Raw genomic sequence first — 26,081 nt, forward strand, 5'->3', positions numbered from 1 at the left:
AACCCGGAAGCTAAGCCCTCCAGCGCCAATGGTACTGCACCCTAATCAGTGTGGGAGAGTAGGACACCGCCGAACACAATTTCAGAAAGGCCCCGTATTCGATGATTTCTTTCGTCGGATACGGGGTCTTTCTCGTTCGTCGGTCGCCTGATGCGTCATCGCCGGGCGGCACAACTCAGCAAGGTTCGAGGGCATAGATTGGCGGCTATGAGTGATCGTGATCGTCCGCGCCGCGACGGGCGCGGCCAGCGGGACACACGTGGACAGCGGGATGGCGGTCGAGGTGGCCGGAATGATCGTCCGGGGCGTGACCGCGGATCTGATCGCGGCAGCCGGCAGCCCGGGCCACCGCTACCCGAGGACATCGCGGCGTCGGATCTCGATCCCGAGGTGCGCCGTGATCTGCTGACGCTCGACAAGGCCAACGCCGAGATCGTCGCGCGGCACCTGGTGATGGTGTCGCGCATCCTGCTCGAGGATCCCGTCCAGGCGCTGGAACATGCACGTGCCGCTCGCGCTCGCGCTTCCCGGGTCGGCGTCGTTCGCGAGACCGTCGGCATCGCTGCCTACAACGCGGGCGAGTGGCAGGAGTCGGCGACCGAACTCCGCGCAGCCAAGCGCATCACCGGCAACCCGGCCCTGTTGCCGCTCATCGCCGACTGCGAACGCGGACTCGGGCGCCCCGAACGTGCCGTCGAGATCGCGCGCGGTGACGAGGGACGGTCACTGACCGGCGACGATGCCACCGAGATGCGGATCGTCGAAGCCGGTGCCCGCATGGACCTCGGTGAACCGGAGAAAGCCGTCGTCACCCTGCAGGCCGAGAACCTCAAGCCCGGCCAGCTCGGTACCGGACCGGCCCGTCTCTTCTACGCATATGCGTCTGCCCTGGAAGCTGCCGGCCGTCGCGACGACGCGATCACCTGGTTCATGAACGCGGCGGCCGCCGACGTCGACGACGTCACCGATGCCGAGTTCCGGCTGACCGAGCTGGCCAACGACGACCAGCCGTCCGAGAGTGTGGGAGTGAACGGCGTTGCGCCAGGCGAGCTCGACAGCCCGCTGTCGGTGCCGGCTGTCGATAGGGACATCGACTCCGATGCGGACCCGATCCCGCCCGCCTCGGCGCCTGCGCCCGATGTCACAACCGCAATCGATTCGCCTGCTGCGTCCGGTGCCATCGAGAACGACACCATCGAGAAGGACTCCATCGAGGCCGTTCCGGGTACGGCCGACCTGTCGCAGACCTCGGATTCGGTGGCGGTGTCCGCCGTTGCCGAGGAAGAGGGAGATGCCGGCGATGACGTGATCGCCGAGTCGACCATCGTGGAAGGGGTGCCCAATCCCCTCGCCACCCTGGACGAGTCGTCGGGAACCGAGTCTGCGGCCGAACCCGCCATCACATCGCCGTCCGATTCCGTGACCCTTGTCGATCGTCACGACGCACTACTCCTCGACCTGGACGGCACCGTGTTCGCCGGGCATCACGCGCTGCCGAATGCGCTCGATGCCCTCGCCCGGCTGAACATCCCGCGGTTCTTCGTGACCAACAACGCGAGCCGGCGGCCGTCCGAGGTGGCCGCGCACCTGCGTGAGCTGGGGTTCGAGGCGACCGACGACCTCGTCGTCACGAGTGCACAGTCGGGCGCGCGGCTGCTGTCCGAACATCTCGAGCCGGGTTCGCGTGCACTGGTGATCGGTACCGACGGACTCGCGCAAGAAGTCCGCGAAGTCGGTGTCGGGGTGACGCGTAGTGCCGACGACCGACCGGCCGCGGTGATCCAGGGCCACTCGCCGGACACCGGTTGGGCGCAACTGTCGGAGGCGGCGCTCGCGATCCGGGCCGGCGCGCTGTGGATCGCGACGAACATCGACGCCACCCTGCCGTCCGAGCGGGGCCTGCTCGTGGGGAACGGTTCGATGGTCGCCGCGCTGCGTAACGCGACGGGCAAGGAGCCCCTGGTGGCGGGCAAGCCCGCCGCGCCGTTGATGGCCGACGCGATCGCGCGTGCTCGGGCGAGCGCTCCGCTCGTCGTCGGGGACCGGTTGGACACCGACATCGAGGGCGGCCATGCCGTCGGTATCGAGAGCGCCCTGGTACTGACCGGTGTGAGCACGGTCGACGATCTGCTGTCGGCGCCCCCGGAGCAGCGACCCACCTACGTTCTCGACGACCTCGCCGGCCTTTTCGTCGACATCGACGCCGTGCGGGTGTCCGACCAGCCCGGTTGGGACATCACCGTCGAGGGTCCGACCGTGCGGGTCGCCGGTTCCGGCGCGGAGGCGGGACTGGTGCCCGCGCTCGCCGCCGCCACCTGGGCCGCAGTCGATGCCGGGTCCGCGGATCCGGACGACTTGCGGGTGATCGCGGAGGGAGCCGCGAGGACCAAGCTCGAATCCCTCGGTGTCACAGTCGTCGGCTAGCGTGGTCCACGATGACTCACCCGACTGCCTCCTCGGCTGACCCAGGTCCGTCCCGGCCCACGCCGGGAGCGATGCCGCGTCGGCAGTTCGACCCCGTCGTCGACGCATTCGGCACCGCCGATGGGGTCGGGGAGCTGCCCGACGTGGAGGCCGAGGTCACCGAGATGCTCGCGCAGGTCGACGAGATCCGTGAATCGGCGGGTGACGCCTTCTCGCTGGCGGCGCTCGAACGTCAGGCGGCGCTTCTCGAGCAGGCCCATGACTCGCTCACCGCGGCCCTCGACGCCGTGGACCGACGATGAGACCGGCCTCGGTGCGGAAACCGGAGTCGTCCACGAGGGAGCGGTTCTGACCATGGTCGCCAGAGCACGACTCGATGCCGAACTCGTCCGCCGAGGTCTCGCCCGATCGCGCGAACAGGCGCGTGAGCTCGTCGATGCCGGGTCGGTCCGGGTCAACGGGACCATCGCGTCGAAGGCGGCCACCGGGGTCACCCGGGACACCCCGATCGTCGTCGACGAGGGTCCGCGAGACGACTGGGCGTCACGAGGCGCGCACAAGCTCCTCGGTGCGCTCGAGGCGTTCGAGCCGGGTGGCCTGACGGTGGAGGGGCGTCGGTGCCTCGACGCCGGCGCATCGACCGGGGGATTCACCGATGTGCTGCTGCGCCGCGGGGCCCGCGAGGTGGTCGCCGCGGACGTCGGATACGGACAACTCATCTGGCGGTTGCAGAACGACGAGCGCGTCGTGGTCCATGACCGGACGAACGTCCGGCACCTCGAGCCCGGGTCCATCGGCGGCCCGGTCGACGTCGTGGTCGCCGACCTGTCGTTCATCTCGTTGGGCCTGGTGCTGCCCGCGCTGGCCCGTTGTTGCGCGCCGGGCGCCGACCTGCTGCCGATGGTCAAACCGCAGTTCGAGGTCGGCAAGGACCGGGTCGGATCGGGCGGCGTGGTCCGCGATCCCGCGCTACGCGCCGAGGCGGTACTCGGAGTCGCGACCGAGGCCGCCGCGCACGGACTGCGGACGCGCGGTGTGGTGGCGAGCCCGCTGCCCGGGCCGTCGGGGAACGTCGAGTACTTCCTGTGGTTGCACAACGAGCTCGCCGACCGGACGGGCGAGGAGTCGGGGTGGAGCGATAGGGTCGACCGGGCGGACTCGACCGACGCGGATCGCCCCCTCGGGTCCCCGGACGAACTACGGGCCATGATCGAACAGGCGGTCGCCGCGGGACCGCGCTGACCCGCTGGGCCCGCGTCTCCGTACCGACACCGCACTTGTCCCAGACCGCACTTCGATGGAGGGGATCACCAGTGACCGACGATCCGGCACCGGACCACACCGGTGCCCGCGAGTTCTTGGTGGTCGCCCACACCGGACGCGAGAACGTGCTCGAGACCATCGAGGCGATCGCGCGCCACTGCGCGGCCGCCGACGTCGCGCTGCGCGTGGTCGACCACGACACCCTCGACCGCGACGCCCCCGATCACGATGTGCTGTACCGGAACAACGAGGGCGAGTCGCCCCGTCCCCGCAACGTACCGGTCGACCCCGAATACCTGCGGTCGCTCGGCGCGGTCGTCGAGGTCACGACGGCCGAGTCCGCGACGGCAGAGGGCTGCGAACTCGTCATCGTCCTGGGCGGGGACGGCACCTTCCTCCGGGCCGCCGAGCTGGCCTATCCCGCCGAGGTCCCGGTCCTGGGTATCAATCTCGGACACATCGGCTTCCTCGCCGAGGCCGAGGCGCATCGCGTCGACGAGGTCATGATCCAGCTGATCGCCCGGGACTACCGCATCGAACCGCGGATGACCCTCGACATCGCCATCGTGGACCCGGCCGACCCGGATCCGCCGACCGCGTGCAGCTGGGCGCTCAACGAGGTCGCGGTCCTGAACACGAGCAACAACGGTGTCCTCGAGCTCGTGACCGAGGTCGACGGCCGGCCGGTCTCGGCCTTCGGCGCCGACGGAGTGCTGGTGTCGTCACCGACCGGGTCGACGGCCTACGCGTTCTCCGCCGGCGGGCCGGTGATGTGGCCCGACCTCGAGGCCATCCTGGTCGTGCCGAACAACGCCCACGCCCTGTTCGCCCGGCCGATGGTGACGAGTCCGCGATCGCGGATCGCGGTGGAGGTGGACAAGAACGGGCGGTCCGCGCTGGCGCTGTGCGACGGCCGACGCGCACTCGACGTGCCCGCGGGAGCGCGGGTCGAGGTGGTGCGCAGCGAACGGTCGGTGCGTTGGATCCGGATCGATTCCGACCCCTTCGCCGACCGACTGGTCACCAAGTTCGCCCTCCCGGTCACGGGATGGCGAGGGAGGCAGGCATAGTCGTGCTCGAAGAGATCTCGATCTCCGGTCTCGGTGTCATCGAGGAGGCGCAGGCGCGCTTCCATCCGGGATTCACGGTGCTCACCGGCGAGACCGGAGCGGGCAAGACGATGATCGTCACCAGCCTGCACCTGCTGTCCGGTGCCCGTGCCGACGCGACGCGCGTCCGGACCGGCAGCCCCAAGGCAGTCGTCGAGGGCCGGTTCCGGCTCGCGAACAACGGCGGAGCGCACCGGGATCCGGTCGTCGCCGACATCCTGGACTCCACCGGAGCCGAACTCGACGACGACGACACCGTCATCGCGGTCCGGTCGGTCAGCGCCGACGGACGATCCCGCGCCCATCTGGGCGGCCGGTCCGTTCCGGTGGGCGTCATGGGCCAACTCACCACGGCGGTCCTGGCCATCCACGGCCAGAACGACCAGTTGCGGCTCCTCCGCCCCGAACACCAGCGCGCGGCACTCGACACGTTCGCCGGCCCGAAGGCGGCTGCGGCGCTGGACTCATACCGGAAGGCACGAACGGCCTGGGTCGAGGTCCTCGACGAACTCGACGCCCGGCGCTCCAACTACCGGGAACTCGCGCAGGAAGCCGACCGGCTGCGGTTCGGCATCGACGAGATCGCCGCGGTCGATCCGGTGCCCGGCGAGGACGAGGAGCTGACCGCGACGATCCGTCGGCTCTCCGACCTGGAGTCCATCCGTGGTGCCGCCGACCAGGCGCACGCCATCGTCGCCGGGGATTCGGGATCGTCGGTCATCGAAGGACTCGGAACAGTGCGCACGCTGCTGGAGACCGCGGCCGACGACACGCTGCGTGATCTCGTCCCGCGCGTCGCCGAGGCGCTCACCGTCATCACCGATGTCGGCGCCGAACTGACCGCCTTCACGTCGGGCCTACCCGCCGACGCCGAGGAGCTCGACAAGTTGCTCGCCCGTCAGGCCGAGCTGAAGACGCTCGTCCGCAAGTACGCGCCGGATGTCGACGGAGTGATCGACTGGCGCCACAAGGCCGAGGCCAGGCTCGCGGAGATCGAGGACCCACGGGCCTCCATCGAGGAGCTCGAGGTCGCCGCGACGGCGGCCCGGGACAAGGTGCAGGCCGCGGCGGACAAGTTGCACACGCTGCGGTCGAAGGCCGCGAAGTCGATGGCCGACAAGGTGTCTCGCGAGCTCAAGGGACTGGCCATGGGGGACTCGGCGCTGGCGGTCGCGGTCAGCCCGGATGCGGCGACGCCCGACGACCGGCTGGCCGTCAGCGTCGCGGGCACCGCCGCCCACGCCGGCGCCGACGGAGCGGACAAGGTCGAGTTCGCACTTCTCGCCCATCCCGGCGCCACGCCGCTGCCCATCGCGAAATCGGCGTCGGGCGGCGAACTCTCGCGGGTCATGCTCGCCCTCGAAGTCGTCCTCGCCGCACCCACCTCGGGATCGGTGATGGTCTTCGACGAGGTCGACGCCGGGGTCGGTGGTCGCGCGGCCGTGGAGATCGGGAAGCGGTTGTCGAGGCTGGCACGAGCACACCAGGTGATCGTGGTGACCCACCTCCCTCAGGTCGCGGCGTTCGCCGACAACCACCTGGTCATCGGCAAGAGCAAGAAGGGGGCGCTCGTCACCAGCAGTGTGCGCACGCTCGATCGGAGCGAGCGAGTGGCGGAGTTGGCCCGCATGCTCGCGGGCCTGGGGGAGTCCGACACCGGGCGCGCCCACGCCGAGGAATTGCTGGCCACCGCGGAGGCGGAGCGCGCCGCCGACTGAGCACCGCGGACGGTGAAACACATGGTACGTGTGTGACAAAAGTTGCTGTTGTTACGGCGCGCCTCCCCGGCTGAGGCGTGCCTTCGGCCGATCATGGCCGTCATGAAGATGCCTGCACTGCTCGCGCGTAACACCGAAGAACTGCCTGGCGTGACCGGTATCGCCAGAATCGACAAGAACACGAAACGGCTGCTCAACCGCGTCGGGCCGGGCGACATCGCCATCCTCGACGAGGTCGACCTCGACCGGGTGACCGCCGACGCGCTCGTCGAGGCCAACGTCGTGGCCGTGGTCAACGCCTCGCGGTCGATCACCGGCCGCTACCCCAACCTCGGACCCGAGGTCCTGGTGGCCTCCGGCATCGTGCTGCTCGACGATGTGGGTCCGGAGATCTTCAAGCGGGTCAAGGACGGTGCCAAGGTGCGGGTCCACAACGACCGGCTCCTCGTCGGCGAACGGCGACTCGCCCTCGGTACCGAGCTCGAGGAGCGCGACATCGCCGACATCATGATCGGTGCCAAGGCGGGCCTCGTCGACCATCTCGAGGCGTTCTCGGGCAACACGATCGAGTTCATCCGCAGCGAGTCGCCGCTGCTGATCGACGGGGTCGGTGTGCCGGAGATCGACGTCGACGTCGCAGGCCGTCACGTCGTCATCGTCGGCGAAGGTGCCGACCGTGCAGCCGACCTCCGCTCGCTGAAGCCGTTCATCAAGGAATACCAGCCCGTCATGGTGGGCGTCGGAGCCGGTGCGGACACGCTGATGAAGGCCGGGTACAAGCCGTCGATCATCGTCGGCGATCCCGAGACCATGAAGACTCCGACGCTGAAATCCGGTGCACAGCTGGTGCTTCCGGCCGACACCGACGGACATGCGACCGGGCTCGAACGCATTCAGGACCTCGGCATCGGGGCCACCACGTTCCCGGCCGCCGGGTCGGCCGGCGACCTCGCGTTGCTGCTCACCGACTACCACGGCGCCGACCTGATCGTCACCGTCGGCTACCCGGGATCGCTCGACGACTTCTTCGACCGGTCGCGCCGGGAGAGCAATCCGTCGATGTTCCTGACCCGACTGAAGGTGGGCCAGAAGCTCGTCGACGCGAAGGCGGTCGCCACGCTCTACCGCAGTCGGGTGTCCGGTGCCGCGATCGCGTGTGTCGTGCTCGCGGCACTCGTCGCCGTCATCGCCGCCGTGCTGCTGTCGAACGCGGGCACCGACATCACCGACTGGATCGTCGTGCAGTGGAATGCGCTGCTCGACTGGGCTCGAGAGGTCTGGAACCGGTAGCCGATGATCTCGCTACGACAGCATGCGATCTCGCTGGTCGCGGTCTTCCTCGCGCTCGCCCTGGGACTGTTCCTGGGTTCGGGATTCGTCGGGGACCGCGTCAACTCGATGACCGGCACGAGTCGTGACCGCATCGGCGACCTGGAGAGCGAGCGCGACGATCTCAACGCAAAGCTCAACGCCTCCAACAGCTTCGACCTCGCCATCACACCCCGGCTGATCGCGAACAAGCTCAAGGGGCAGTCCGTGCTGGTGGTCACCGCACCGAACGCGGCGGATGCCGATGTCGATGCGGTCAAAGAATCGATCTCGGGTGCCGGTGCCCGATTCGGCGGACAGATCGGTTTGACCGACGCACTGCTCACCGACGGCAAGTCCGAGGAACTGCGGACGATCGTCGACCAGACCATTCCGCCGGGCACGATGCTGCGCGCGGAACTGACCGATTCCGGGGGCCGGGTCGGGGACCTGCTCGGGGCCCTCGTGCTGTCGAACGAGACAGCGCGACCGGCGTCGTCCGGGGACCGTCGGACCGGGCTGGCGACACTGCGCGACGGTGGGTTCATCGACTACGCCGACAACGCGATCACCCCGACCGATCTGGTGGTGGTGGTGACCGGTGACGAGTTCGGTCCGGACTCCGGTGCGCAGGGCACGCTGGTCGGCCGCCTGGCCGCCACGCTGTCGGCACGCGGGGTCGGCGGGGTACTGGTCGGACGCACCGGCTCCGCGGCGGGCGGGTCGCCGATCGCCATCGTCCGCTCGGATCCGTCGCTGGCCAACGCGGTCTCGACCGTCGACAACATCGACCAGCCGACGGGTCTCATCACGACGATCCTCGCCCTGGCCGCCGAGGCCGACGGGACGACCGGCTCCTACGGCACCGGCCCGGGCGCGACCGCGATCACCGTCGGTGCCGACGGACGACCGGCCGCCTGAGATCGAGTCCGCCACCGCACGCGAGCACCGCCACACCCGTCGACGGTGTGGCGGTGCGGCGTCGGGCGTCGGTGGTGTTACCCTGGAGTCCCGTAGGTAATCAGGGCATCGGCCCCGATTCGGCCGACGGGAGACACTTCTTTTGCGACCACTTCGCCATGTACACGACACCAAGCACATCTTTGTGACCGGTGGCGTCGCCTCTTCGCTGGGCAAGGGCCTGACGGCCTCCAGCCTGGGTCAGCTTCTCACCTCGCGGGGCCTGCGGGTCACCATGCAGAAGCTCGATCCGTATCTGAACGTCGATCCGGGCACCATGAATCCGTTCCAGCACGGTGAGGTGTTCGTGACCGAGGACGGCGCCGAGACCGATCTCGACGTCGGACATTACGAGCGTTTCCTCGACCGCAATCTCTCGCAGTCGGCGAATGTGACCACCGGACAGGTGTATTCGTCGGTCATCGCCAAGGAACGCCGCGGCGAGTACCTCGGTGAAACCGTTCAGGTCATCCCGCACATCACCGACGAGCTCAAGTCGCGCGTGCTGGCCATGGCCGAACCCGACGCCGGCGGTGAAGTGCCCGATGTGGTCATCACCGAGATCGGTGGCACGGTCGGCGACATCGAGTCGCTGCCGTTCATCGAGGCCGCGCGACAGGTGCGCCACGACGTCGGCCGCGACAATGTCTTCTTCCTGCACGTCTCGCTCGTGCCCTACCTCGCGCCGTCGGGGGAACTCAAGACCAAGCCGACCCAGCACTCGGTCGCCGCGCTGCGCAACGTCGGCATCCAGCCCGACGCGCTGATCCTGCGCTGCGACCGCGACGTGCCCGAAGGGCTCAAGAAGAAGATCGCGCTCATGTGCGACGTCGAACTCGACGGCGTGATCTCCACCCCCGACGCCCCGTCGATCTACGACATCCCGAAGGTGCTCCACAGCGAGCACCTCGACGCCTACGTGGTCCGCAAGCTGGGTCTGCCGTTCCGCGACGTCGACTGGACGGTGTGGGGCGAGCTCCTGCGCCGCGTGCACGAGCCGCGCGAAACCGTCCGCGTCGCGCTGGTCGGCAAGTACGTCGATCTCCCCGACGCCTACCTGTCGGTGACCGAGGCCATCCGCGCCGGTGGCTTCGCCTGGAAGGCGCGTACCGAGATCAAGTGGGTGCCCTCGGATGAGTGCGCCACCCCGGCCGGCGCGCAGGCCGCCCTCGGCGACGTCGACGCGATCCTGATCCCCGGCGGCTTCGGCATCCGCGGTATCGAGGGCAAGGTCGGTGCCATCTCGTACGCACGGCGGCGCGGGATCCCGCTGCTGGGCTTGTGCCTCGGGCTGCAATGTGTGGTCATCGAGGCGGCGCGCTCGGTCGGCCTCGACGAGGCCAGCTCGACCGAGTTCGACCCAGAAACCCCGCACCCGGTGATCTCGACGATGGCCGATCAGGCCGACGCCGTGGCCGGCGACGCCGACCTGGGCGGCACCATGCGACTCGGTGCCTACGACGCCGTGCTGAAGGCCGGGTCCGTCGTCGCCGAGGCCTACGGGACGCGGGAGGTGTCCGAACGTCACCGTCATCGCTTCGAGGTCAACAACGCCTACCGCGACAAGATCGCCGACTCCGGGCTCGTGTTCTCGGGTACCTCGCCCGATGGGCACCTCGTCGAATTCGTCGAGTACCCCAAGTCGGTGCACCCGTATCTGGTTGCCACGCAAGCACACCCGGAGCTCAAGAGCCGGCCGACCCGCCCGCATCCGCTGTTCCGTTCGTTCATCGAGGCGGCCCTGAAGTACAAGGCGGCCGAACGTCTTCCGGTCGACCTCGGCGACGACTACGAGTCGAACGACGCTCCCGCGGACGCGGTGGCCGCCGTCAACGCGGTCACGGTGGAACCGGTCGCCGGGCTGGGCGAGGCAGTCCTCGACGACCCTGCCGGCAGGGACTGACCGCGTTGGGCCACGACTTCGAGGTCAAGGACAGCCGCACCGTCTACGACGGCGCGATCATCACCCTCCGGGTCGACGACGTCGAGATGCCGGGCGGGCGCGTCGCCGAGCGTGAGGTCGTCGAACATTTCGGGGCCGTCGCGATCCTGGCGCGCGACGATGCCGGCCGGGTGGCGATGGTGCGGCAGTACCGTCACCCCATCGGCCGACGTCTGCTCGAGTTGCCCGCCGGGTTGCTCGATCAGGCCGACGAAGAACCCCTGGCCGCCGCACAGCGCGAGCTGGCCGAAGAGGCCGACCTCGCCGCCGACTCATGGCATGTCCTGGTCGACCTCGCGCTGTCACCCGGCTTCACCGACGAGGCGCTGCGGTTGTATCTCGCCGAGGGGCTGCACCATCTCGACGCGGCCGAACGCGTCGACGAGGAAGCCGACATGTCGATCGAGTGGGTGCCGCTCGACGACGCCGTCGCGAAGGTGTTGTCGGGGGAGATCGTCAACGCGACGAGCGTGGCCGGCATCCTGGCCGCGGCCGCAGCCGGCGGGTCGACGGCCGGCCTCCGCGGCGTCGACGCCCCGTGGCCGGACGAGCCGACCGCGTTACGGAACCGACGTGCCGACGATCGGGGCCGCCGGTCGTGACCCTGGCCGCCGACATCGCGCGCTACCTCGATCACCTGACGGTGGAGCGGGGTGCGGCGGCCAACACGGTGTCGTCCTACCGGCGCGATCTCGAGAGGTATCGCGGGTATCTCGACCGGCGGGGGATCCCGTCACTCGACGCCGTGACCAAAGAGGACATCCGCGAGTTCCTCGTCGAACTCCGTCGCGGTGACGCCGAGGCGGGGTTCGCTCCGCTCGCCGACAGTTCGATCGCGCGAACCCTGGTCGCCACCAGGCGTTTTCACAAGTTCGCGGTGGATGAGGGGATCGTGCCGACCGACGTCGCGCACGATGTGCGGCCCCCGCGCGCGGCGCGGCGCCTGCCGAAATCCCTGCCGGTCGACGAGGTGCTCGCCATTCTCGATTCGGCCGGCGTCGAGGACCATCCGCGCGGGTTGCGGGACCGCGCGCTGCTGGAGTTCCTCTACAGCTGCGGGGCGCGGATCTCCGAGGCCACCTCCCTCGATCTCGACGATCTCGATCTCGACGACATGCGCGCGGTTCGCCTCCGGGGCAAGGGCGGCAAAGAGCGTCTCGTGCCGCTCGGCGGGCCCGCCGTCCAGGCACTCGAGGCGTACCTCGTCCGCGGGCGACCCGCGCTGGTGTCACGGGCGACGCCCGCGGTGTTCCTGAACGCGCGCGGCGGGCGGCTCTCGCGGCAGAGCGCCTGGCAGGTGCTCGTCACCGCGGCCGAGCGCGCCGGCCTCGACAAGGCGGTCTCGCCGCACACCCTCCGGCACAGCTTCGCGACCCATCTGCTCGACGGCGGCGCCGACGTCCGCGTCGTGCAGGAACTCCTGGGCCACGCCTCGGTCACCACCACGCAGGTGTACACGCTCGTGACGGTCAACACGATGCGGGAGGTCTATGCCGTCGCCCATCCGAGGGCGCGTTGACCCCGCGGATCCCCCGGGCGCGCCGACGCCGGGATGACCGGGGAGATGTCCTAGGCTGATACGAGGCTCGGCCGTGGACGGACAACTGAACTACCGAGAAGCGGCATCGAACAGCGAAGGGAGCGGCGGACACGTGACCACTCCGAGCGCACCCCTGTCTGGCGCCCGTCCGGGAGGGTCTGGCGCCCGTCCGGGAGATCAGTACAGCATCCAGGTGTCGCCCGGAAACGACACCGACGAGGCCGAGCACGATGCCGACGAGATCGGCCCCACCGGGCGGCCGTATCGCGACGTACCCGAGCCCGCTCCGCTGGACCGTCACGGACCCGCCACGGTGATCGCGGTCTGCAATCAGAAGGGCGGCGTCGGCAAGACGACGTCGACCATCAATCTCGGTGCTGCGCTTGCCGAATACGGTCGTCGGGTCCTGCTCGTCGACCTCGACCCGCAGGGTGCGCTGTCCGCGGGACTCGGTGTGCCGCATCACGAGCTGGAACAGACCGTCTACAACCTCCTCGTACCGCCGCAGGTGGCCACCGACGAGGTCCTGATGCGGACCCGCGTCGACGGTCTCGACCTGCTGCCCAGCAACATCGACCTGTCGGCCGCGGAGATCCAGCTGGTGACCGAGGTGGGTCGCGAGCAGTCGCTCGGCCGGGCACTGCATCCCGTGCTCGACCGCTACGACGTCGTCCTCATCGACTGCCAGCCGTCGCTGGGTCTGCTCACTGTCAACGCGCTGGCCTGCGCCGACACCGTGCTCATCCCGATGGAGTGCGAGTACTTCAGCCTGCGCGGGCTGGCTCTGCTCACCGACACGATCAACAAGGTGCGCGACCGGCTCAACCCGCGCCTGGACCTCGGCGGCATCCTGGTCACCATGTTCGACGCCCGCACACTGCACTCCCGTGAGGTGATGGCCCGCGTCGTCGAGGTGTTCGGCGACGCGGTCTACGACACCGTCATCGCCCGCACCGTCCGGTTCCCGGAGACCAGCGTCGCCGGGGAACCGATCACATCGTGGGCGCCGCGGTCGGCCGGCGCGAAGGCGTACCGGGCGCTCGCACGCGAGGTGATCGCCCGCAACGTCACGCCCGCATGACGACCGGCACCGACCAGGCAGTCCCCGAACCCGCCGTGTCCGAAACCGCCGTATCCGAACCCGGCGCGTCCGATTCGGTTGTGCCCGAAGATGCTTCGAGCGCGGCGGAAGCGTCGTCCGAGGTCGGTGCCGAGGAGTCCGGTTTCCGGGTCAAGCTGCGCAACTTCGAGGGTCCGTTCGACCTGCTGCTGAACCTGATCTCGCAGCACCGCCTCGATGTGACCGAGGTGGCGCTGCACGAGGTGACCGACGACTTCATCGCCTACACCCGCGCACTCGGCCCGGAGATGGGGCTCGACCAGACGACCGAATTCCTCGTCGTCGCGGCGACGCTGCTGGATCTCAAGGCGGCTCGCCTGCTGCCCTCCGGCGAGGTCGATGATCCGGAGGACCTCGCACTCCTCGAAGCCCGGGACCTGTTGTTCGCGCGGTTGCTGCAGTACCGCGCCTACAAGCAGGTCGCCGCCCTGTTCGGCGAACTCGAGGCCGCCGCCCTGCAGCGCTACCCACGCGCGGTGTCGCTCGAGAAGCGCTTCGAGGATCTGCTGCCGGAGGTCACCCTCGGTGTCGACGCCAACGGCTTCGCGCAGGTCGCCGCGGCGGGGCTGACGCCGCGTCCGGTGCCCACCGTCGGCCTCGACCATCTGCACGACGTCCAGAAGGTGTCGGTTCCGGGCCAGGCACGTCGGATGGCATCTCTCCTCAGTGCGGTACCGGGCACATGGCTGACCTTCGGCGAGCTGACCGCGGACTGCGAGAACGTGCTGGAGATCGTCGGTAGCTTCCTCGGCCTGCTCGAGTTGTTCCGGGAGCAGGCCATCACCTTCGAACAACCCGAGGCACTCGGCGATCTCGCGGTGATGTGGACGGGGGAGCGCGGTGCCGACGACCTGCGCATCGACAAGGCAGAGGACTACGGATGACTGATCACGCTCCTGAGGTCGACCACCACGACCCGACCGGCGTAGCCGAGGGAGAGGACCCGGGACCGGCCGAACCCGAGCAGACCACTCTGCAGGGCGAAGGGGAGTACCTCGACGACGCGCGACTCCGTTCCGCCCTGGAGGCGGTGCTGCTCGTCGTGGACACCCCGGTCACCACCGAAGAACTCGCGAACGCCGTCGACCAGGACCGCACGCGGGTCCGGGAGACACTCAACGCCATGTCGTCGGAGCTCACGGCGTCGGGCAGCGGCATCGATCTGCGCTTCGCCGGCGACGGCTGGCGTTACTACACCCGGGCGGAGTACGCCCCCTACGTGGAGCGGCTGCTGCTCGACGGCGCGCGGTCGAAGCTCACGCGGGCGGCGCTCGAGACGCTGGCGGTCATCGCCTACCGGCAACCGGTCACCCGGGCACGGGTGAGCGCCATCCGCGGCGTCAACGTCGACGGCGTGATCCGCACCCTCGTCGCTCGCGGACTGATCAACGAGGTCGGCAGCGAACCGACCACGAACGCGACGACCTATGCCACCACCGAACTCTTCCTGGAACGGCTCGGGCTGGCGTCACTGTCGGAACTGCCCGATCTGGCGCCCCTGCTGCCGGACGTCGACCTGATCGACGACCTCGACGAGGAGCTGCTCTCGGATCCCCGATTCGCCAAACTGTCCACCCAACCGTCAGACTCGAATGAACTGATCATCGACGGTGGCACCACCACCTACTCACAGGACTGAGAGAACATGGCATCCGCTGGCCGAGATGGCTCACCGGGAAAACGCCGCAAGGGCGCGCCCGCACAACAGCCGCGAACCAAGAAGACCCACCGCAAGGGGTCGTCGAAGCCGAACGCCGAAGTGGGCCGGATCCGGCTGAACAACGCCCGACCGGCGCGGCACCAGACGCCTGAGCACGGCGAGGGTGCCGGCGCCAACTACGTCGAAGACGGCGTCCGCCTGCAGAAGGTGCTCGCCCAGGCGGGGGTGGCCTCGCGCCGCGGCGCCGAGGAACTGATCGCGGCGGGTCGTGTCGAGGTCGACGGGGAGATCGTCACCGAGCAGGGGCTGCGCATCGACCCGGACACCGCGATCATCCGCGTCGACGGTGCCCGCGTGATCATGGACGAGACCCGGCAGTACCTCGCCTTCAACAAACCCAAGGGCTGGCAGTCGACGATGTCCGACGACCAGGGCCGTCCCTGCGTCGGTGATGTGGTCGCCGAGCGGGTCATGGCCGGTCAGCGTCTGTTCCACGTCGGCCGCCTCGACGCCGACACCGAGGGTCTGCTGCTGCTGACCAACGACGGTGAACTCGCGCACCGGTTGATGCACCCGTCCTTCGAGGTGCCCAAGACCTACCTCGCCACGCTCAAGGGCGAGGTGCCCCGCGGGATCGGACGTCGCATGCGCGAGGGCGTCGAACTCGACGACGGCCCGGTGACGGTCGACAAGTTCACCGTGATCGAGGTCCACGAGGGCCAGTCGCTGGTGCGGATCACCCTCCACGAGGGTCGCAACCGCGTGGTGCGGCGCATGATGGACGAGGTCGGCTTCCCTGTCGTCAAACTGGTTCGCACCCATGTCGGTTCGGTCGCGTTGGGTGAGCAGCGCCCGGGCAGCCTGCGCGTCCTCGGCAACGACGAGGTCGGTGGACTGTACAGGGCGGTCGGCCTGTGAGCGACGGAGCTTCGGAGTCCGCCGGCGGGACCACGCATGTCGTGGCGATCGACGGTCCGGCCGGTACGGGCAAGTCCTCGGTGTCCAAACTCCTGGCCGCCGAGGTCGGCGCCAGCTATCTCGACACCGGCGCGATGTACCGCGCAGTGACTCTCGCCGTTCTCGATGCCGGTGTCGCGCTGGATGATCCGGCCGGAATCGCCCGCGTGGTCGCCGACGTCGCCATCGAGTTGGTCCCCGATGGGGACGGCGCCAAGGTCTTCCTCGACGGGCGCGACGTCTCCGGGCCGATCCGCACCGACCACGTCACCAGCGCCGTCTCCGCGGTCTCGGCGGTACCCGAGGTGCGCACCAAACTGGTTGCGCTGCAACAGCAGAATGCGCAGGGCCGGTTCGTGGTCGTGGAGGGGCGCGACATCGGGACCGTGGTGTTCCCCGACGCCGACGTCAAGATCTTCCTCACCGCGACACCCGAGGCGCGGGCCGAGCGCCGGCACAAGCAGAATCTCGCCGGCGGTCGCGACAGCGACTACGACGCGGTGCTGGCGAGCGTGAACCGCCGCGACCATCTCGACTCGACACGCAAGGTCTCGCCGTTGCGCGCGGCCGACGACGCGACCGTCGTCGACACCAGCGACAAGACCCTCGACGAGGTGCTCGCGGAACTGAGCGGCCTCGTCGCGACCCGGATCGGAGCAGTGGAACGGTGAGTGACGACTACTCGAACGACCTCGCGGCGCTACCCGGCGACGGCACCTGGTCGGACGAATCCGACTGGCAACTGACCGATGTCGGGGGAGCCGACGACGCGTCCGGTGTCGAACACATGCCGGTGGTCGCGATCGTCGGGCGGCCGAACGTCGGCAAGTCGACGCTCGTCAACCGCATCCTGGGGCGTCGTGAAGCCGTGGTCGAGGACATCCCCGGCGTCACCCGGGACCGGGTGTCGTACGCGGCGTCGTGGTCGGGCCGGCGGTTCACCGTCGTCGACACCGGTGGTTGGGAACCCGACGCGAAGGGCCTGCAGCAGGCCGTCGCCGCGCAGGCCGAGCTGGCGATGCGCACCGCCGACGCGATCGTCGTCGTCGTCGACGCCACGGTCGGCGCGACCGCGACCGACGAGGCTGTCGCACGGGTCCTGCGACGCTCGAAGACCCCGGTCATCCTGTGTGCCAACAAGGTCGACAGCGAGCGACTCGAGTCCGACACCGCATCGCTGTGGTCGCTGGGACTCGGTGAGCCGTATCCGGTGTCGGCCGCACACGGCCGCGGCGCCGGTGATCTGCTCGACATCATCCTGGACAAGCTGCCCGAGACCCCGCGGGAGGCACCGACTCTCGGTGGCCCGCGTCGCGTCGCCCTGGTGGGCAAGCCGAACGTCGGCAAGAGTTCGCTGCTGAACAAGCTCACCGGCACCGAGCGGTCGGTGGTCGACAATGTCGCCGGGACAACCGTGGATCCGGTCGACGAACTCGTCGAACTGGGCGGCAAGACCTGGAACTTCGTCGACACCGCCGGTCTGCGCCGCAAGGTGCGGACCGCGAGCGGCCACGAGTACTACGCGTCGTTGCGGACGCGGTCGGCGCTCGACGCGGCCGAGGTGGCGATCCTGCTGATCGACGCGTCGGAACCGATCACCGAACAGGATCTGCGGGTGCTGTCGCTCATCATCGAGAGCGGCCGCGCCCTCGTGATCGCGTTCAACAAATGGGATCTCGTCGACGAGGACCGCCGGTACCAGCTGGACAAGGAGATCGACCGCGAGCTGGCCCGCGTGCCATGGGCGCGTCGGGTGAACATCTCGGCGTCGACCGGCCGGGCCGTCCAGAAGTTGGTCCCCGCACTGGAATCCGCGCTCGACTCATGGGACAAGCGCATCTCGACCGGCCCGCTGAACAACTGGCTCAAGGACGTCATCGCCGCCAATCCGCCGCCGCTGCGCGGTGGCCGGCAGCCGCGCGTGATGTTCGCGACCCAGGCCTCGGTGCGGCCGCCGACCTTCGTGCTGTTCACCACCGGCTTCCTCGAGGCGGGCTATCGCCGGTTCCTGGAGCGGCGCTTGCGCGAGGAATTCAACTTCGACGGTTCGCCCGTCCGGATCAACGTCCGCGTCCGCGACAAGCGGGAGCAGCGCCGCAAACGCTGATCACCGTCCGGCGACTCCACCACCGTTGGGCAGGTCCGCCACCGCGCAGGTGGCGGACCTGCCCATCTCCGGTGGATGTGTCGCGTGCCGGTGGCGCACGACACCTGCTGTGAGATACTGCGTCTCGTGCTCATCCTGGCAATCATCGTTTTCGGCATGGTCATCGGCGCCCTGGCGCAGATCCTCCTCGGCGGCAAGAACCTGCGCACCGTCGACTGGGGTCTCGCCCTGGTGGCCGGCATCGTCGGCTCCTTCGTCGGCGGACTGCTCATCAGCCTGCTCTCGGGCGACGGCCTCGAGCTCCGCCCGAGTGGCATCATCGGCTCCCTCGTGGGTGCCGTTCTGGTGACCGCCGGGTGGATCTTCTTCAAGAAGCGTTCGACCGTCTAGCAGCCGGTGTCAGATGTAGCGCTTCGTGGCGGCAGAAGCAACGACGCACTACATCTGGCCACCGGCCCGAAATGAGGCCTGACCAGGCGATTGGTTCGGAACCGTGCTCGTCGGCTAGGCTTTACATCGCTCCGCTTCTCCAGGGAGCAACGGGCTGTGGCGCAGTTTGGTAGCGCACTTGACTGGGGGTCAAGTGGTCGCAGGTTCAAATCCTGTCAGCCCGACAGAAAACCCCGGTGAGCGTCGCTCACCGGGGTTTTGTTCTCGGAACCATCGACCGCTCACACGACCAGCGGCACCGCGACGTCGGCGCCGCCTTCCTCGGTGATCCGGGCACCCATCTGCGTGTACGTGGGCGCGGTGATGAACCCACCGGCGAGGAGTGCCTCACCCTGGCGGAACCCGGGCGACTCCGCCAGGAGGTGTTCGGGTACGAAGCCGAAGGTGTCGGCCAGCTCGGCGAGATCGCGTGGGGCGTTCATCCGCATCAGGCACAGGTTGTCGCACTGGGACAGGACATTGGGGTGGATCTTGGTCGGCCGCTGGGTTGACAGCAGCAGCCAGAGGCCGAATTTGCGGCCCTCGGCGGCGATCTGCACGACCCGGTCGATCAGCGCCTGCTCGACCGCGCTGGTGGCCTGCGGTGGGCAGATGTTGTGGGCCTCGTCGATCACGATGAGTATCGGGCGCCGCTCGTCGCGGTGGGCCCAGAGGTGTTCGAGCACACTGAGGGCGGCGACCTTCGGTTCCGCTGGGTGGGCGAACCCACCCAGGTCGAGCACGGTCGCCTGGGGTCGCTCGTCGATGACGTCGGTCGCCGCGAGGTCACCCCGCGCCCAGAGTGCCCAGTCGAGGACCTGCAGATTCTCGATACGCTTGGCCAGCCGCTGATGTCCGGGGTCGGCGGAACTGCGTAGCGCGTCGAGGTAGGTGGTCTGGTCCGATGTTTCGGTGAGTGTGGCGTCGGCGTGCAGCAGGACGTTGTACTCGTCGGCGTCGGCGATCGGATCCAGCTGCAGGACCGCGGCCTTCGCGGCCAGGGGCAGGGTCAGGAATCGCGTCCGCAATTGCGGTCCGTCACGTCGCGTCGAATGCAGGACCCGGATGTCGGATGCCGCGATCGCATCCGCGGCGGCGGGGTCCGCGGTACCCCGTGTCTCGGGCAACCGGGTGAAATCCGCGTTCGGATCGAGGATCAGCAACGGGAGTCGGGTCCGGAGCAGCAGCTGTTCGAGAACCACCCCGAGCGCGTAGGTCTTCCCGGAGCCGCTCTGGCCGCACCAGAAGGTGTGCCGATTGAACTTCTCCGCGGTGAGGAGGACGTCGGTCGTCGCGTTGTCGCGATGGCTTCCCACTGTCAGCTGAACCACGCCCGTACCTTACTGGCACGGGCGGGATTCCATCGGATTACGGAGCGGTCAGCTCCTTGCGGAGAACGAACGCCCGATCGCCGGTCTCGGGGTCGCGCAGCGGGAATTCGTGCCGGGCATAGAAGCGGTGCGCGTCGACGTCGGGTTCGTCGACCTCGATCTCGAATTCCCCGGCGCCCCGTCGCGCCGCCTCGGCAACCGCGGCGGTGAGGACGGCACCACCGAGTCCGCGGCTGCGTTGGGCGGGCGTGGTGTACATCTCGTCGAGCAGGGCGATGCCGCCGTCGACCCAGACGTTTGTCCGGATGGTCACCAGGCCCAGCGAGGTGATCGGGTCGCCGGCCACGATCGCGAAAGTCGAACTGCGCGAGAGTAAATCGGTCAGTCGATCGGCCAGGGCGGCCGGTCCGGGAGACGGTTCGCCGTACTCGCGGTTGAAGGCGTCGAGCAGTTCGGCCATGGTCGCCGCGTCGGCCGGTGTCGCCACTCGCGGGCTGTCGGGCTCGTTCACGGTCACCACCGTAGCCGCCCACCCGACGATCACCGGCGCAGGTCAACCCAGGGCGCCGAACCGGGCGAGTAGCCGGTCGACCGCACTGCAATCCTGCAGGACTCGTCGTCTATCGGGATCCTCTGCGGACTCGCGCAGCATCGTGGCGCCGTCCGGGATCCGCTCGGCGGCGAGGATGGCCGACCAGGCGGCGCTGTCGGTCGCCGTGAACGCGTCGACGCCGTCGCGCAGCGCATGCGCCAGGACGAGCCGGTCGTCCGGGCCGAGCCGGTCGTGGACCATCGCGATCATCTCGCCGGCGACCGAGCCGTGCGCGCGCTCGTCGCGGCGATGCAGGGCGACGGTGGCTTGGTGAACCGGTTGGATCGTCCGATCCTCGGCGATCAACGTGAGGTAGTCCCCGATGGAGGTCTCGGCGACCGTCGCGTATGCCAGGGTCGTGAGCGCCGCGGCTCGTGCCGACTCCGCACGTGCGAGCGCAGCCCGATGGCGGCGCACCATCAACGACTCGGGCAGTGTGGCATCCGGGAGCGTCCAGGCACGCCGGCGGCGGGTCAGCGCGGAAGCGTTCAGATGCATCAGCGTGTGGTACTCCTCGTCGACCATCGACTGGACGACCGCCGCCCTCCCGGCGTCGGAGAACCCAGTGCCGAAGGCATCCCGGAACAGCAAGCCGAAACCGGGTGTGACCACGTCTTGTTCGATGTCGACGACGTTCTTGTTGTATGCGATCCACCCCCACGCCCGGACCCGGGACCGGCGGTCCTCGTCGAGCCCGTTCCATCCCGGATGTCCGGCGAAGGGGAGCAGTGTCTCGGGATAGTCGACGCAATCGTCGTCGTAGAGATCGTCCATGGTCGGGCCGTCGAGTTCGGGCTCGGTGCGGCGCACCGTGGCCCGCCGCGACCAGCTGCGCACCAGCCCACGGATCACCGCCGTCTCCACCGGGTCGGCGGCGTCGTGGTCGGGCAGCGTGCCGGTCACGACGCCAACCCGGCGAACAGTTGCGCGCACAGCCCGGCATACTCGCTGCCGCGATCGCCCAGCGGCGCTCCGGCCCGGGCGAGCAGCGCCGTGAACTCGTCGGTGTCGCTGTCGCAGGTGGCGGAGACCCGGGACACCGCACGCGCCAACGCATCCCGGGCCGTCGACGCGCACGGGTTCGACGACTGCACGTCCCGGTACACCTCCGGTGTCCCACCGGCGACGCGCGCCAGCATCGCCGACATCGTCATGAACGGCGGGGTGGCCAGTGTCGCCGCCTCGTCGGCCTCGACGCCGAGATCGGCGAGCGCGACCCCGAACGACAGGATGGTCGCATGGGTGAGGGCCTGCACCGCGGCGCACAGGCGGTCGTGCCGATCGGCGGTGGTGACCTGCACGCGAGCGCCCCACCTCGCCAGGTCGTCGATCAGGCGGTCCACGCCGGGTCCGTCGCGATGGACGACCACCGCAATCGCGCGGCCGGGCAGACCGAGGGACGGGGCGAACATCGGGTTCACGCCGACGGCCGGGCCCGTTGTGGCGCAACGGCTCTCGTCCAGTCCGCCGACGGCCGCCGCGAACCGGGTCTTCACCGACAGCGTCTCCACCAGCATCGCGGTCGGGCGCATCAGTGATCGCACCGTCCCCAGCGAGGCGACGGCGACATTCTCCGGCACCGCGAGGACCACGATGTCCGCCGCGCGCACCCGCGCGGTCGCCTCTGGGCCGGGGGCACGGATGTCGTCGCCGGAGGTGGCGTCCAGGATGTGTACGAGGTCGCCGCCGCTGCGCCACCGGTCCGCGAACATGGATCCCACCGCCCCTGCTCCGCCGGCCACGACCACCGACCGCGCACCGGGGCCGGCCGATTCGGTCACGAGTCGCTCTCCTCGGCGACGGACAGGCAGCGTCGCATGGTCAGGGCCTTGACCATCGTCTCCTCGAACTCCTCGTCCGGATGCGACAGCGCGACGATCGCACCGCCGACGCCGAAGGTCACCTCGGAACCGGTCGCCACCATCGTGCGGATCACGATCGACAGGTCAGCGGTTCCGGTGAGCGAGAAGAAGCCGATCGCCCCCGAGTACACGCCCCGCGGACCCGCCTCGAGTTTGTCGATGATCTCCATCGTGCGGATCTTCGGTGCGCCGGTCATCGAACCGCCGGGAAAGGCCGCCCGCACACAGTCGACCGCCGACACCCCGTTCCGCAGCGTCCCCCGCACGGTCGACACCATTTGATGCACGGGTGCGTAGGTCTCGATGTCGAACAGTGACGGCACATGCACCGACCCCGGGACGCAGACACGCGACAGGTCGTTGCGGACGAGGTCCACGATCATCAGGTTCTCCGACCGGTCCTTCTCGCTCGCCCGTAGCGCGGATCGCAAGTGGTGGTCCTCGGTGGGATCGGCCGACCGCGGCCGTGTCCCCTTGATCGGCTTCGACTCGACCGTCCCGTCGGCACCGATCTTCAAGAACCGTTCCGGCGACGCGCTGAGCACCGACATCCCGGCGAACTGCAGCAGGGCGTTGTAGGGCATCGGGCTGATCTCCCGCAGACACGAATACCCGGACACGGGGTCGAGGCTGCGGTGCACGGTCGCCGAGTTCGTCAGACACACCTCGTACGACTCCCCGGACCGGATCTCCGCCAGACAGTCCTCGATGAGCCTCAGGTACGTCTGGCGGTTGTGGCGGAACACGATCGGCACCTCGTGGGGCGCCGGGACCAGCGGGGGAGTCGTCGCCGGAGCGGGTGTGGCGGTTCGCATCTCCCGAATGGTCGACGCCGTCTCGTCCAACCACGTCGCGACATCGGGATCCGGGCTCTCGACTGCTTCTAGTGCGAGCACATACGCACACCCGTGTCCGTGGTCGATCACCACCGCGCGGTCGGCGAACACGAGCGCCGCGTCGGCCTGCTCGGAGGCATGCGCCAGCTGGCCGCCGGTGTCCGCTTTGAGCTCGTAGCCGAGATAGCCGACGTACCCCAGACAGAACGCGAACGGCAGCTCAGGTTGCGCAGCCACCGCACGCGCCCGCAGCTGGGCGTCGAGGTAGTCGAAGAAGGTGCTGCGGACCTCCTCCGCTGTACCGTCCGAATGTTCGACTCGCACAGTCATTTCCGGGACCCGGTAGGTCACATACTCGGCGTGGGGGCCCGAGCAGTCTCCCATGACGGAGTAGCGACCGTCGGTCTCCTCGGCCGCCGACCGGTCGAGCCAATAGCTGTTCGGGCCACCGGCGAACAGTCGTTCATAGACGCTGTTCGGGTCCACCACGTGGTCCACCCGAACCGATCGGACCCGGTATTCCTCGTGCCGATTCCCCGTCGGTTCACTCCCCGCCGATTCACTCGTCGACGCCTCACTGGCCGGGCGCTCCGTCGTCGCCGACGCCCGACTCGCCCCGACCGAGACCCCGCGGTGCGCTCGCACCCGTGTGGCCGCCGCGAAGTTGGCCAACAGCTCCCGGCCGTACTCGCTGCAGATCGACTCCGGATGGAACTGCACCCCCCACATCGGCAACACCCGGTGGCGCACCGCCATCAGGACGCCGTCGTCGGACCACGCCTGCTCCTCCAACTCGTCGGGGACATCCACCACCGCCAGCGAGTGATACCTGACCGCCCGGAACGGGGAGGGCAGTCCCGCGAACAAGCCGCGGCCGTCGTGGTGGACGGCGCTGAGTCGTCCGTGCCGCGGTTCGGGGGCCCGTACCACCGGGCTGCCGAACACATGGCACAGGCCCTGGTGGCCCAGGCACACCCCGAGCACGGGTAGTCCGCTGTCGGTCAGCGCCCGTGCGCTGATCCCGAAGTCGCGGGGGTAGTCCGGACGGCCCGGGCCGGGGGAGACCACGACGTTGTCGAAAGCTGTCAGGTCCACCGACGTCCAGGGCACATCGTTGGCGACGACGACCGGCTCCCGGCGGTTGACCTGGGTCAACAACGCGTACAGGTTGTACGTGAACGAGTCGTAGTTGTCGATCAGCAGTGTGCGCACCGGGTCCACCTCAGTCCGCGCTCGCGACGGCGGACGGGTGTCGGGCGGGGTCACGATCCGGCCCCGCTCGCTGCGACGTCTCGGTCCCGACGATCAGATCCTCGACCCGACAGGTCTCCGAGATCATGAGGTCGTAGAGGGCATGCAGGAAATCGGTGGACAGATCGTGATCGATGGCGAACCGGTGGGCGTGTTCGTGTACAGCGCCGACCCGGCGCGGCTGCATCACCGGGATGGCGTGCCGTCGTTTGAGTTCCGCGATGCGTGTGCAGACCTCGATCCGGGCCCGCACGTCTTCGAGCAGACGGTCGTCGATCCCGTCCAATTCCGTTCGCAGGGCTTCCAGTTCGCGTGCGGTGGGGTCGTCTCCACCCGGCGCACGGCTGTTGATGTTCGTCGATCGGGTCATGGCGCGACCACCTAGCAGTGTCCGAAAGTGCGGCCCGCCGACTTGACCCGCCCGACATGCGGCGCCTGCCCCCGTGCGGCATTGCGCCCGGCCCGCGTTCGCGAACCGCATCCCCGACTCGGTCCATGGTCGCACCGAGCGTGCATGTCGCGAGGGGCGTTGACGTCACCAGGTGATCACGATTCGCCAACGACCAGTACGTCAGCGCACGAGATCCGTTGCCGGGGCGGCGGTTCGAATGCGGCAAGTCCGACCTTCCGGGCTTCGTTGCCGAGACCCTTTGCGGCGCTTACTTTCCGGCGTGCCGGAGGTGTCCGTAGAGGGCGGCGCGATAGCCGCGTGTGTAGCTCGGTTCCTCGTCGTCGGGGTCCGGCGGACACGCGAGCGTCGACGACGCCAGTTGTCGCGCCCACGGCGCGGGAAGCGCACCGAGATCGGCCGCGGCATCGACGAAACCTTGCTGGAACAGGTCCGGATCGAGGTGCTCGTCGAGTTCGGCGTCGAAGATCGGGAACGAGGTGGGCAGGCGCGTGACGACGCCGTACTCGGTGACGATGTCGAGTTCGGGGAGGTCGGAGTCGGGATTCTTCAACGGACCGAACGCCTCTCGGCCAGGGTGCGATACAGGGTCGCGCGGCTCACCCCGAGCTCTTGCGCGATCCTGGGTACGGAAACCCCCTGCGCGCGCATCTGTTCGGCGCGCACCACCTGATCGGCATCGAGCGCCCGCGGCCGGCCGATCGCCGACGTGGACCCACGCAGGGTTCTCGGCGTGGAACGGTCCGACCGTCTCGGCGCGTCGTCGTCGAGTTCGGCCAGCGACGCCAGCACCGCGACGATCATCGCTCCGGCCGGGTCGGCGGTGTCGATTCCCTCGCGGAGCGAGCGCAGTCCGATGCGGCGCCCGGCCATCTGGTTCGCGACCTCCATGACCTCGCGAACGTTCCGGCCGAGGCGGTCGATGCCGACGACCACCGTGGTGTCGCCGGCTCGCGCGTAGTCGAGGAGGGCGGCCATCCCGGGCCGCTGACCCGCGGGCGCGGAGCGATCGGTCGCATCGGTGTAGATCCGCGCGGGGTCCACCCCGGCATCGGTGAGCGCGTCGATCTGGGGCGCGAGCGCGTGGGCACCGGGGGAGTCGCGTGCGTAACCGAGGGCCATCCCCGACGGCTGTGTTGCGTCTGCTGTCACCGCGACAGCGTATCTCAGAAGTATCGAGACAGACTCAAAAGACGCGCCGGTGTTTCGAGACGATCCCGCAATCGACGGATAAGAGTCTTGATAATCGCAAAAAGTGTCTCG

The 26,081-nt window shown here is 69.0% G+C and carries 25 protein-coding genes and 1 tRNA gene; 18 read left to right on the forward strand and 8 right to left on the reverse strand.

Going from position 1 to position 26,081, the window contains the following annotated elements; translation table 11 throughout:
* The first annotated feature begins 207 nt into the window (after nucleotides 1-207).
* The 18 genes from ACFUEJ_RS13795 to ACFUEJ_RS13880 all read left to right on the forward strand — a co-directional run bounded on the left by ACFUEJ_RS13795 (nucleotide 208) and on the right by ACFUEJ_RS13880 (nucleotide 18,722).
* Nucleotides 208-2,424 (forward strand): HAD-IIA family hydrolase, encoded by a 2,217-nt coding sequence (locus ACFUEJ_RS13795; RefSeq protein WP_277244338.1) that lies wholly within the window; start codon nucleotides 208-210, stop codon nucleotides 2,422-2,424.
* 11 nt (nucleotides 2,425-2,435) lie between these two features.
* A complete protein-coding gene (locus ACFUEJ_RS13800; protein ID WP_068972159.1) occupies nucleotides 2,436-2,726 on the forward strand; it encodes a hypothetical protein in 291 nt (96 codons plus the stop codon).
* 52 nt (nucleotides 2,727-2,778) lie between these two features.
* Nucleotides 2,779-3,666, forward strand: coding sequence for a TlyA family RNA methyltransferase (locus tag ACFUEJ_RS13805; RefSeq protein ID WP_068972182.1), 888 nt, complete (start codon nucleotides 2,779-2,781; stop codon nucleotides 3,664-3,666).
* Between the two features lie 71 nt (nucleotides 3,667-3,737).
* Nucleotides 3,738-4,757: an NAD kinase gene (locus ACFUEJ_RS13810; protein ID WP_137810048.1), complete on the forward strand. Its 1,020-nt coding sequence runs from the start codon at nucleotides 3,738-3,740 to the stop codon at nucleotides 4,755-4,757.
* Between the two features lie 2 nt (nucleotides 4,758-4,759).
* Nucleotides 4,760-6,514, forward strand: coding sequence for a DNA repair protein RecN (recN, locus tag ACFUEJ_RS13815; protein WP_068972161.1), 1,755 nt, complete (start codon nucleotides 4,760-4,762; stop codon nucleotides 6,512-6,514).
* 102 nt (nucleotides 6,515-6,616) lie between these two features.
* Entirely contained in the window at nucleotides 6,617-7,804 is a 1,188-nt protein-coding gene (gene steA / locus ACFUEJ_RS13820) for a putative cytokinetic ring protein SteA (RefSeq protein ID WP_058253215.1), read from the forward strand.
* Between the two features lie 3 nt (nucleotides 7,805-7,807).
* Nucleotides 7,808-8,743 (forward strand): copper transporter, encoded by a 936-nt coding sequence (locus tag ACFUEJ_RS13825; protein WP_065629797.1) that lies wholly within the window; start codon nucleotides 7,808-7,810, stop codon nucleotides 8,741-8,743.
* Between the two features lie 142 nt (nucleotides 8,744-8,885).
* Nucleotides 8,886-10,685: a CTP synthase gene (locus ACFUEJ_RS13830; RefSeq protein ID WP_083229474.1), complete on the forward strand. Its 1,800-nt coding sequence runs from the start codon at nucleotides 8,886-8,888 to the stop codon at nucleotides 10,683-10,685.
* 5 nt (nucleotides 10,686-10,690) lie between these two features.
* Nucleotides 10,691-11,326 carry an NUDIX hydrolase gene (locus ACFUEJ_RS13835; RefSeq protein WP_058253154.1) on the forward strand — a complete coding sequence of 212 codons (636 nt, stop codon included), beginning with the start codon at nucleotides 10,691-10,693 and terminating at the stop codon, nucleotides 11,324-11,326.
* Nucleotides 11,323-12,243, forward strand: a complete 921-nt coding sequence (gene xerD, locus ACFUEJ_RS13840) for a site-specific tyrosine recombinase XerD (RefSeq protein WP_068972164.1) — start codon at nucleotides 11,323-11,325, stop codon at nucleotides 12,241-12,243. The genes ACFUEJ_RS13835 and xerD overlap by 4 nt, the downstream gene beginning before the upstream one ends.
* Before the next feature lie 133 nt (nucleotides 12,244-12,376).
* The gene (locus ACFUEJ_RS13845) at nucleotides 12,377-13,345 is read left to right on the forward strand and encodes a ParA family protein (RefSeq protein ID WP_388029988.1); all 969 of its coding nucleotides are present in this window, start codon (nucleotides 12,377-12,379) and stop codon (nucleotides 13,343-13,345) included.
* On the forward strand, nucleotides 13,342-14,268 hold the full coding sequence (locus ACFUEJ_RS13850; protein WP_083207271.1) for a ScpA family protein: 927 nt from the start codon (nucleotides 13,342-13,344) through the stop codon (nucleotides 14,266-14,268). Before ACFUEJ_RS13845 ends, ACFUEJ_RS13850 begins: the two co-directional genes overlap by 4 nt.
* A complete protein-coding gene (gene scpB / locus ACFUEJ_RS13855; RefSeq protein ID WP_388029991.1) occupies nucleotides 14,265-15,023 on the forward strand; it encodes an SMC-Scp complex subunit ScpB in 759 nt (252 codons plus the stop codon). The genes ACFUEJ_RS13850 and scpB overlap by 4 nt, the downstream gene beginning before the upstream one ends.
* 6 nt (nucleotides 15,024-15,029) lie before the next feature.
* Nucleotides 15,030-15,962: a pseudouridine synthase gene (locus ACFUEJ_RS13860; protein WP_280359745.1), complete on the forward strand. Its 933-nt coding sequence runs from the start codon at nucleotides 15,030-15,032 to the stop codon at nucleotides 15,960-15,962.
* Complete coding sequence (cmk, locus tag ACFUEJ_RS13865) at nucleotides 15,959-16,672, forward strand: (d)CMP kinase (protein WP_058253159.1); 714 nt, start codon at nucleotides 15,959-15,961, stop codon at nucleotides 16,670-16,672. Before ACFUEJ_RS13860 ends, cmk begins: the two co-directional genes overlap by 4 nt.
* The gene (der, locus tag ACFUEJ_RS13870; RefSeq protein ID WP_058253160.1) at nucleotides 16,669-18,108 is read left to right on the forward strand and encodes a ribosome biogenesis GTPase Der; all 1,440 of its coding nucleotides are present in this window, start codon (nucleotides 16,669-16,671) and stop codon (nucleotides 18,106-18,108) included. The genes cmk and der overlap by 4 nt, the downstream gene beginning before the upstream one ends.
* Nucleotides 18,109-18,234: 126 nt before the next feature.
* Nucleotides 18,235-18,498 (forward strand): GlsB/YeaQ/YmgE family stress response membrane protein, encoded by a 264-nt coding sequence (locus ACFUEJ_RS13875; protein ID WP_065629874.1) that lies wholly within the window; start codon nucleotides 18,235-18,237, stop codon nucleotides 18,496-18,498.
* A 150-nt stretch (nucleotides 18,499-18,648) separates the two neighbouring features.
* Nucleotides 18,649-18,722 (forward strand) — tRNA-Pro (locus ACFUEJ_RS13880).
* Nucleotides 18,723-18,779: 57 nt separating this feature from the next.
* Here ACFUEJ_RS13880 and ACFUEJ_RS13885 read toward each other — a convergent pair.
* The 8 genes from ACFUEJ_RS13885 to ACFUEJ_RS13920 form a co-directional block, all read right to left on the reverse strand.
* The gene (locus ACFUEJ_RS13885; RefSeq protein WP_068972167.1) at nucleotides 18,780-19,868 is read right to left on the reverse strand and encodes an ATP-binding protein; all 1,089 of its coding nucleotides are present in this window, start codon (nucleotides 19,866-19,868) and stop codon (nucleotides 18,780-18,782) included.
* A gap of 37 nt (nucleotides 19,869-19,905) precedes the next feature.
* Nucleotides 19,906-20,379 carry a GNAT family N-acetyltransferase gene (locus tag ACFUEJ_RS13890; protein WP_083229477.1) on the reverse strand — a complete coding sequence of 158 codons (474 nt, stop codon included), beginning with the start codon at nucleotides 20,377-20,379 and terminating at the stop codon, nucleotides 19,906-19,908.
* 42 nt (nucleotides 20,380-20,421) lie between these two features.
* Nucleotides 20,422-21,363: a diiron oxygenase gene (locus tag ACFUEJ_RS13895; protein ID WP_068972169.1), complete on the reverse strand. Its 942-nt coding sequence runs from the start codon at nucleotides 21,361-21,363 to the stop codon at nucleotides 20,422-20,424.
* Entirely contained in the window at nucleotides 21,360-22,241 is an 882-nt protein-coding gene (locus tag ACFUEJ_RS13900) for a prephenate dehydrogenase dimerization domain-containing protein (protein ID WP_137810035.1), read from the reverse strand. Before ACFUEJ_RS13900 ends, ACFUEJ_RS13895 begins: the two co-directional genes overlap by 4 nt.
* Entirely contained in the window at nucleotides 22,238-24,379 is a 2,142-nt protein-coding gene (pabB, locus tag ACFUEJ_RS13905) for an aminodeoxychorismate synthase component I (RefSeq protein ID WP_159370959.1), read from the reverse strand. The genes ACFUEJ_RS13900 and pabB overlap by 4 nt, the downstream gene beginning before the upstream one ends.
* 1 nt (nucleotide 24,380) lies before the next feature.
* Nucleotides 24,381-24,779: a chorismate mutase family protein gene (locus ACFUEJ_RS13910; RefSeq protein ID WP_065629819.1), complete on the reverse strand. Its 399-nt coding sequence runs from the start codon at nucleotides 24,777-24,779 to the stop codon at nucleotides 24,381-24,383.
* Between the two features lie 289 nt (nucleotides 24,780-25,068).
* A complete protein-coding gene (locus ACFUEJ_RS13915) occupies nucleotides 25,069-25,371 on the reverse strand; it encodes a hypothetical protein (protein ID WP_065629820.1) in 303 nt (100 codons plus the stop codon).
* A complete protein-coding gene (locus tag ACFUEJ_RS13920; protein WP_065629821.1) occupies nucleotides 25,368-25,940 on the reverse strand; it encodes a recombinase family protein in 573 nt (190 codons plus the stop codon). The genes ACFUEJ_RS13915 and ACFUEJ_RS13920 overlap by 4 nt, the downstream gene beginning before the upstream one ends.
* Nucleotides 25,941-26,081: the final 141 nt, after the last annotated feature.

Source organism: Gordonia sp. NPDC057258, assembly GCF_042668985.1.
GTDB classification, from domain to species: Bacteria; Actinomycetota; Actinomycetes; order Mycobacteriales; family Mycobacteriaceae; genus Gordonia; species Gordonia hongkongensis.

Excerpts from the sequence above, each read along its gene's own strand:
- ACFUEJ_RS13795 (WP_277244338.1), top strand. The coding sequence starts at position 208 with ATGAGTGATCGTGATCGTCCGCGCCGCGACGGGCGCGGCCAGCGGGAC.
- ACFUEJ_RS13800 (WP_068972159.1), top strand. The coding sequence starts at position 2,436 with ATGACTCACCCGACTGCCTCCTCGGCTGACCCAGGTCCGTCCCGGCCC.
- ACFUEJ_RS13805 (WP_068972182.1), top strand. The coding sequence starts at position 2,779 with ATGGTCGCCAGAGCACGACTCGATGCCGAACTCGTCCGCCGAGGTCTC.
- steA (WP_058253215.1), top strand. The coding sequence starts at position 6,617 with ATGAAGATGCCTGCACTGCTCGCGCGTAACACCGAAGAACTGCCTGGC.
- ACFUEJ_RS13825 (WP_065629797.1), top strand. The coding sequence starts at position 7,808 with ATGATCTCGCTACGACAGCATGCGATCTCGCTGGTCGCGGTCTTCCTC.
- ACFUEJ_RS13850 (WP_083207271.1), top strand. The coding sequence starts at position 13,342 with ATGACGACCGGCACCGACCAGGCAGTCCCCGAACCCGCCGTGTCCGAA.
- scpB (WP_388029991.1), top strand. The coding sequence starts at position 14,265 with ATGACTGATCACGCTCCTGAGGTCGACCACCACGACCCGACCGGCGTA.
- ACFUEJ_RS13860 (WP_280359745.1), top strand. The coding sequence starts at position 15,030 with ATGGCATCCGCTGGCCGAGATGGCTCACCGGGAAAACGCCGCAAGGGC.
- ACFUEJ_RS13910 (WP_065629819.1), bottom strand. The coding sequence starts at position 24,779 with ATGACCCGATCGACGAACATCAACAGCCGTGCGCCGGGTGGAGACGAC.
- ACFUEJ_RS13920 (WP_065629821.1), bottom strand. The coding sequence starts at position 25,940 with ATGGCCCTCGGTTACGCACGCGACTCCCCCGGTGCCCACGCGCTCGCG.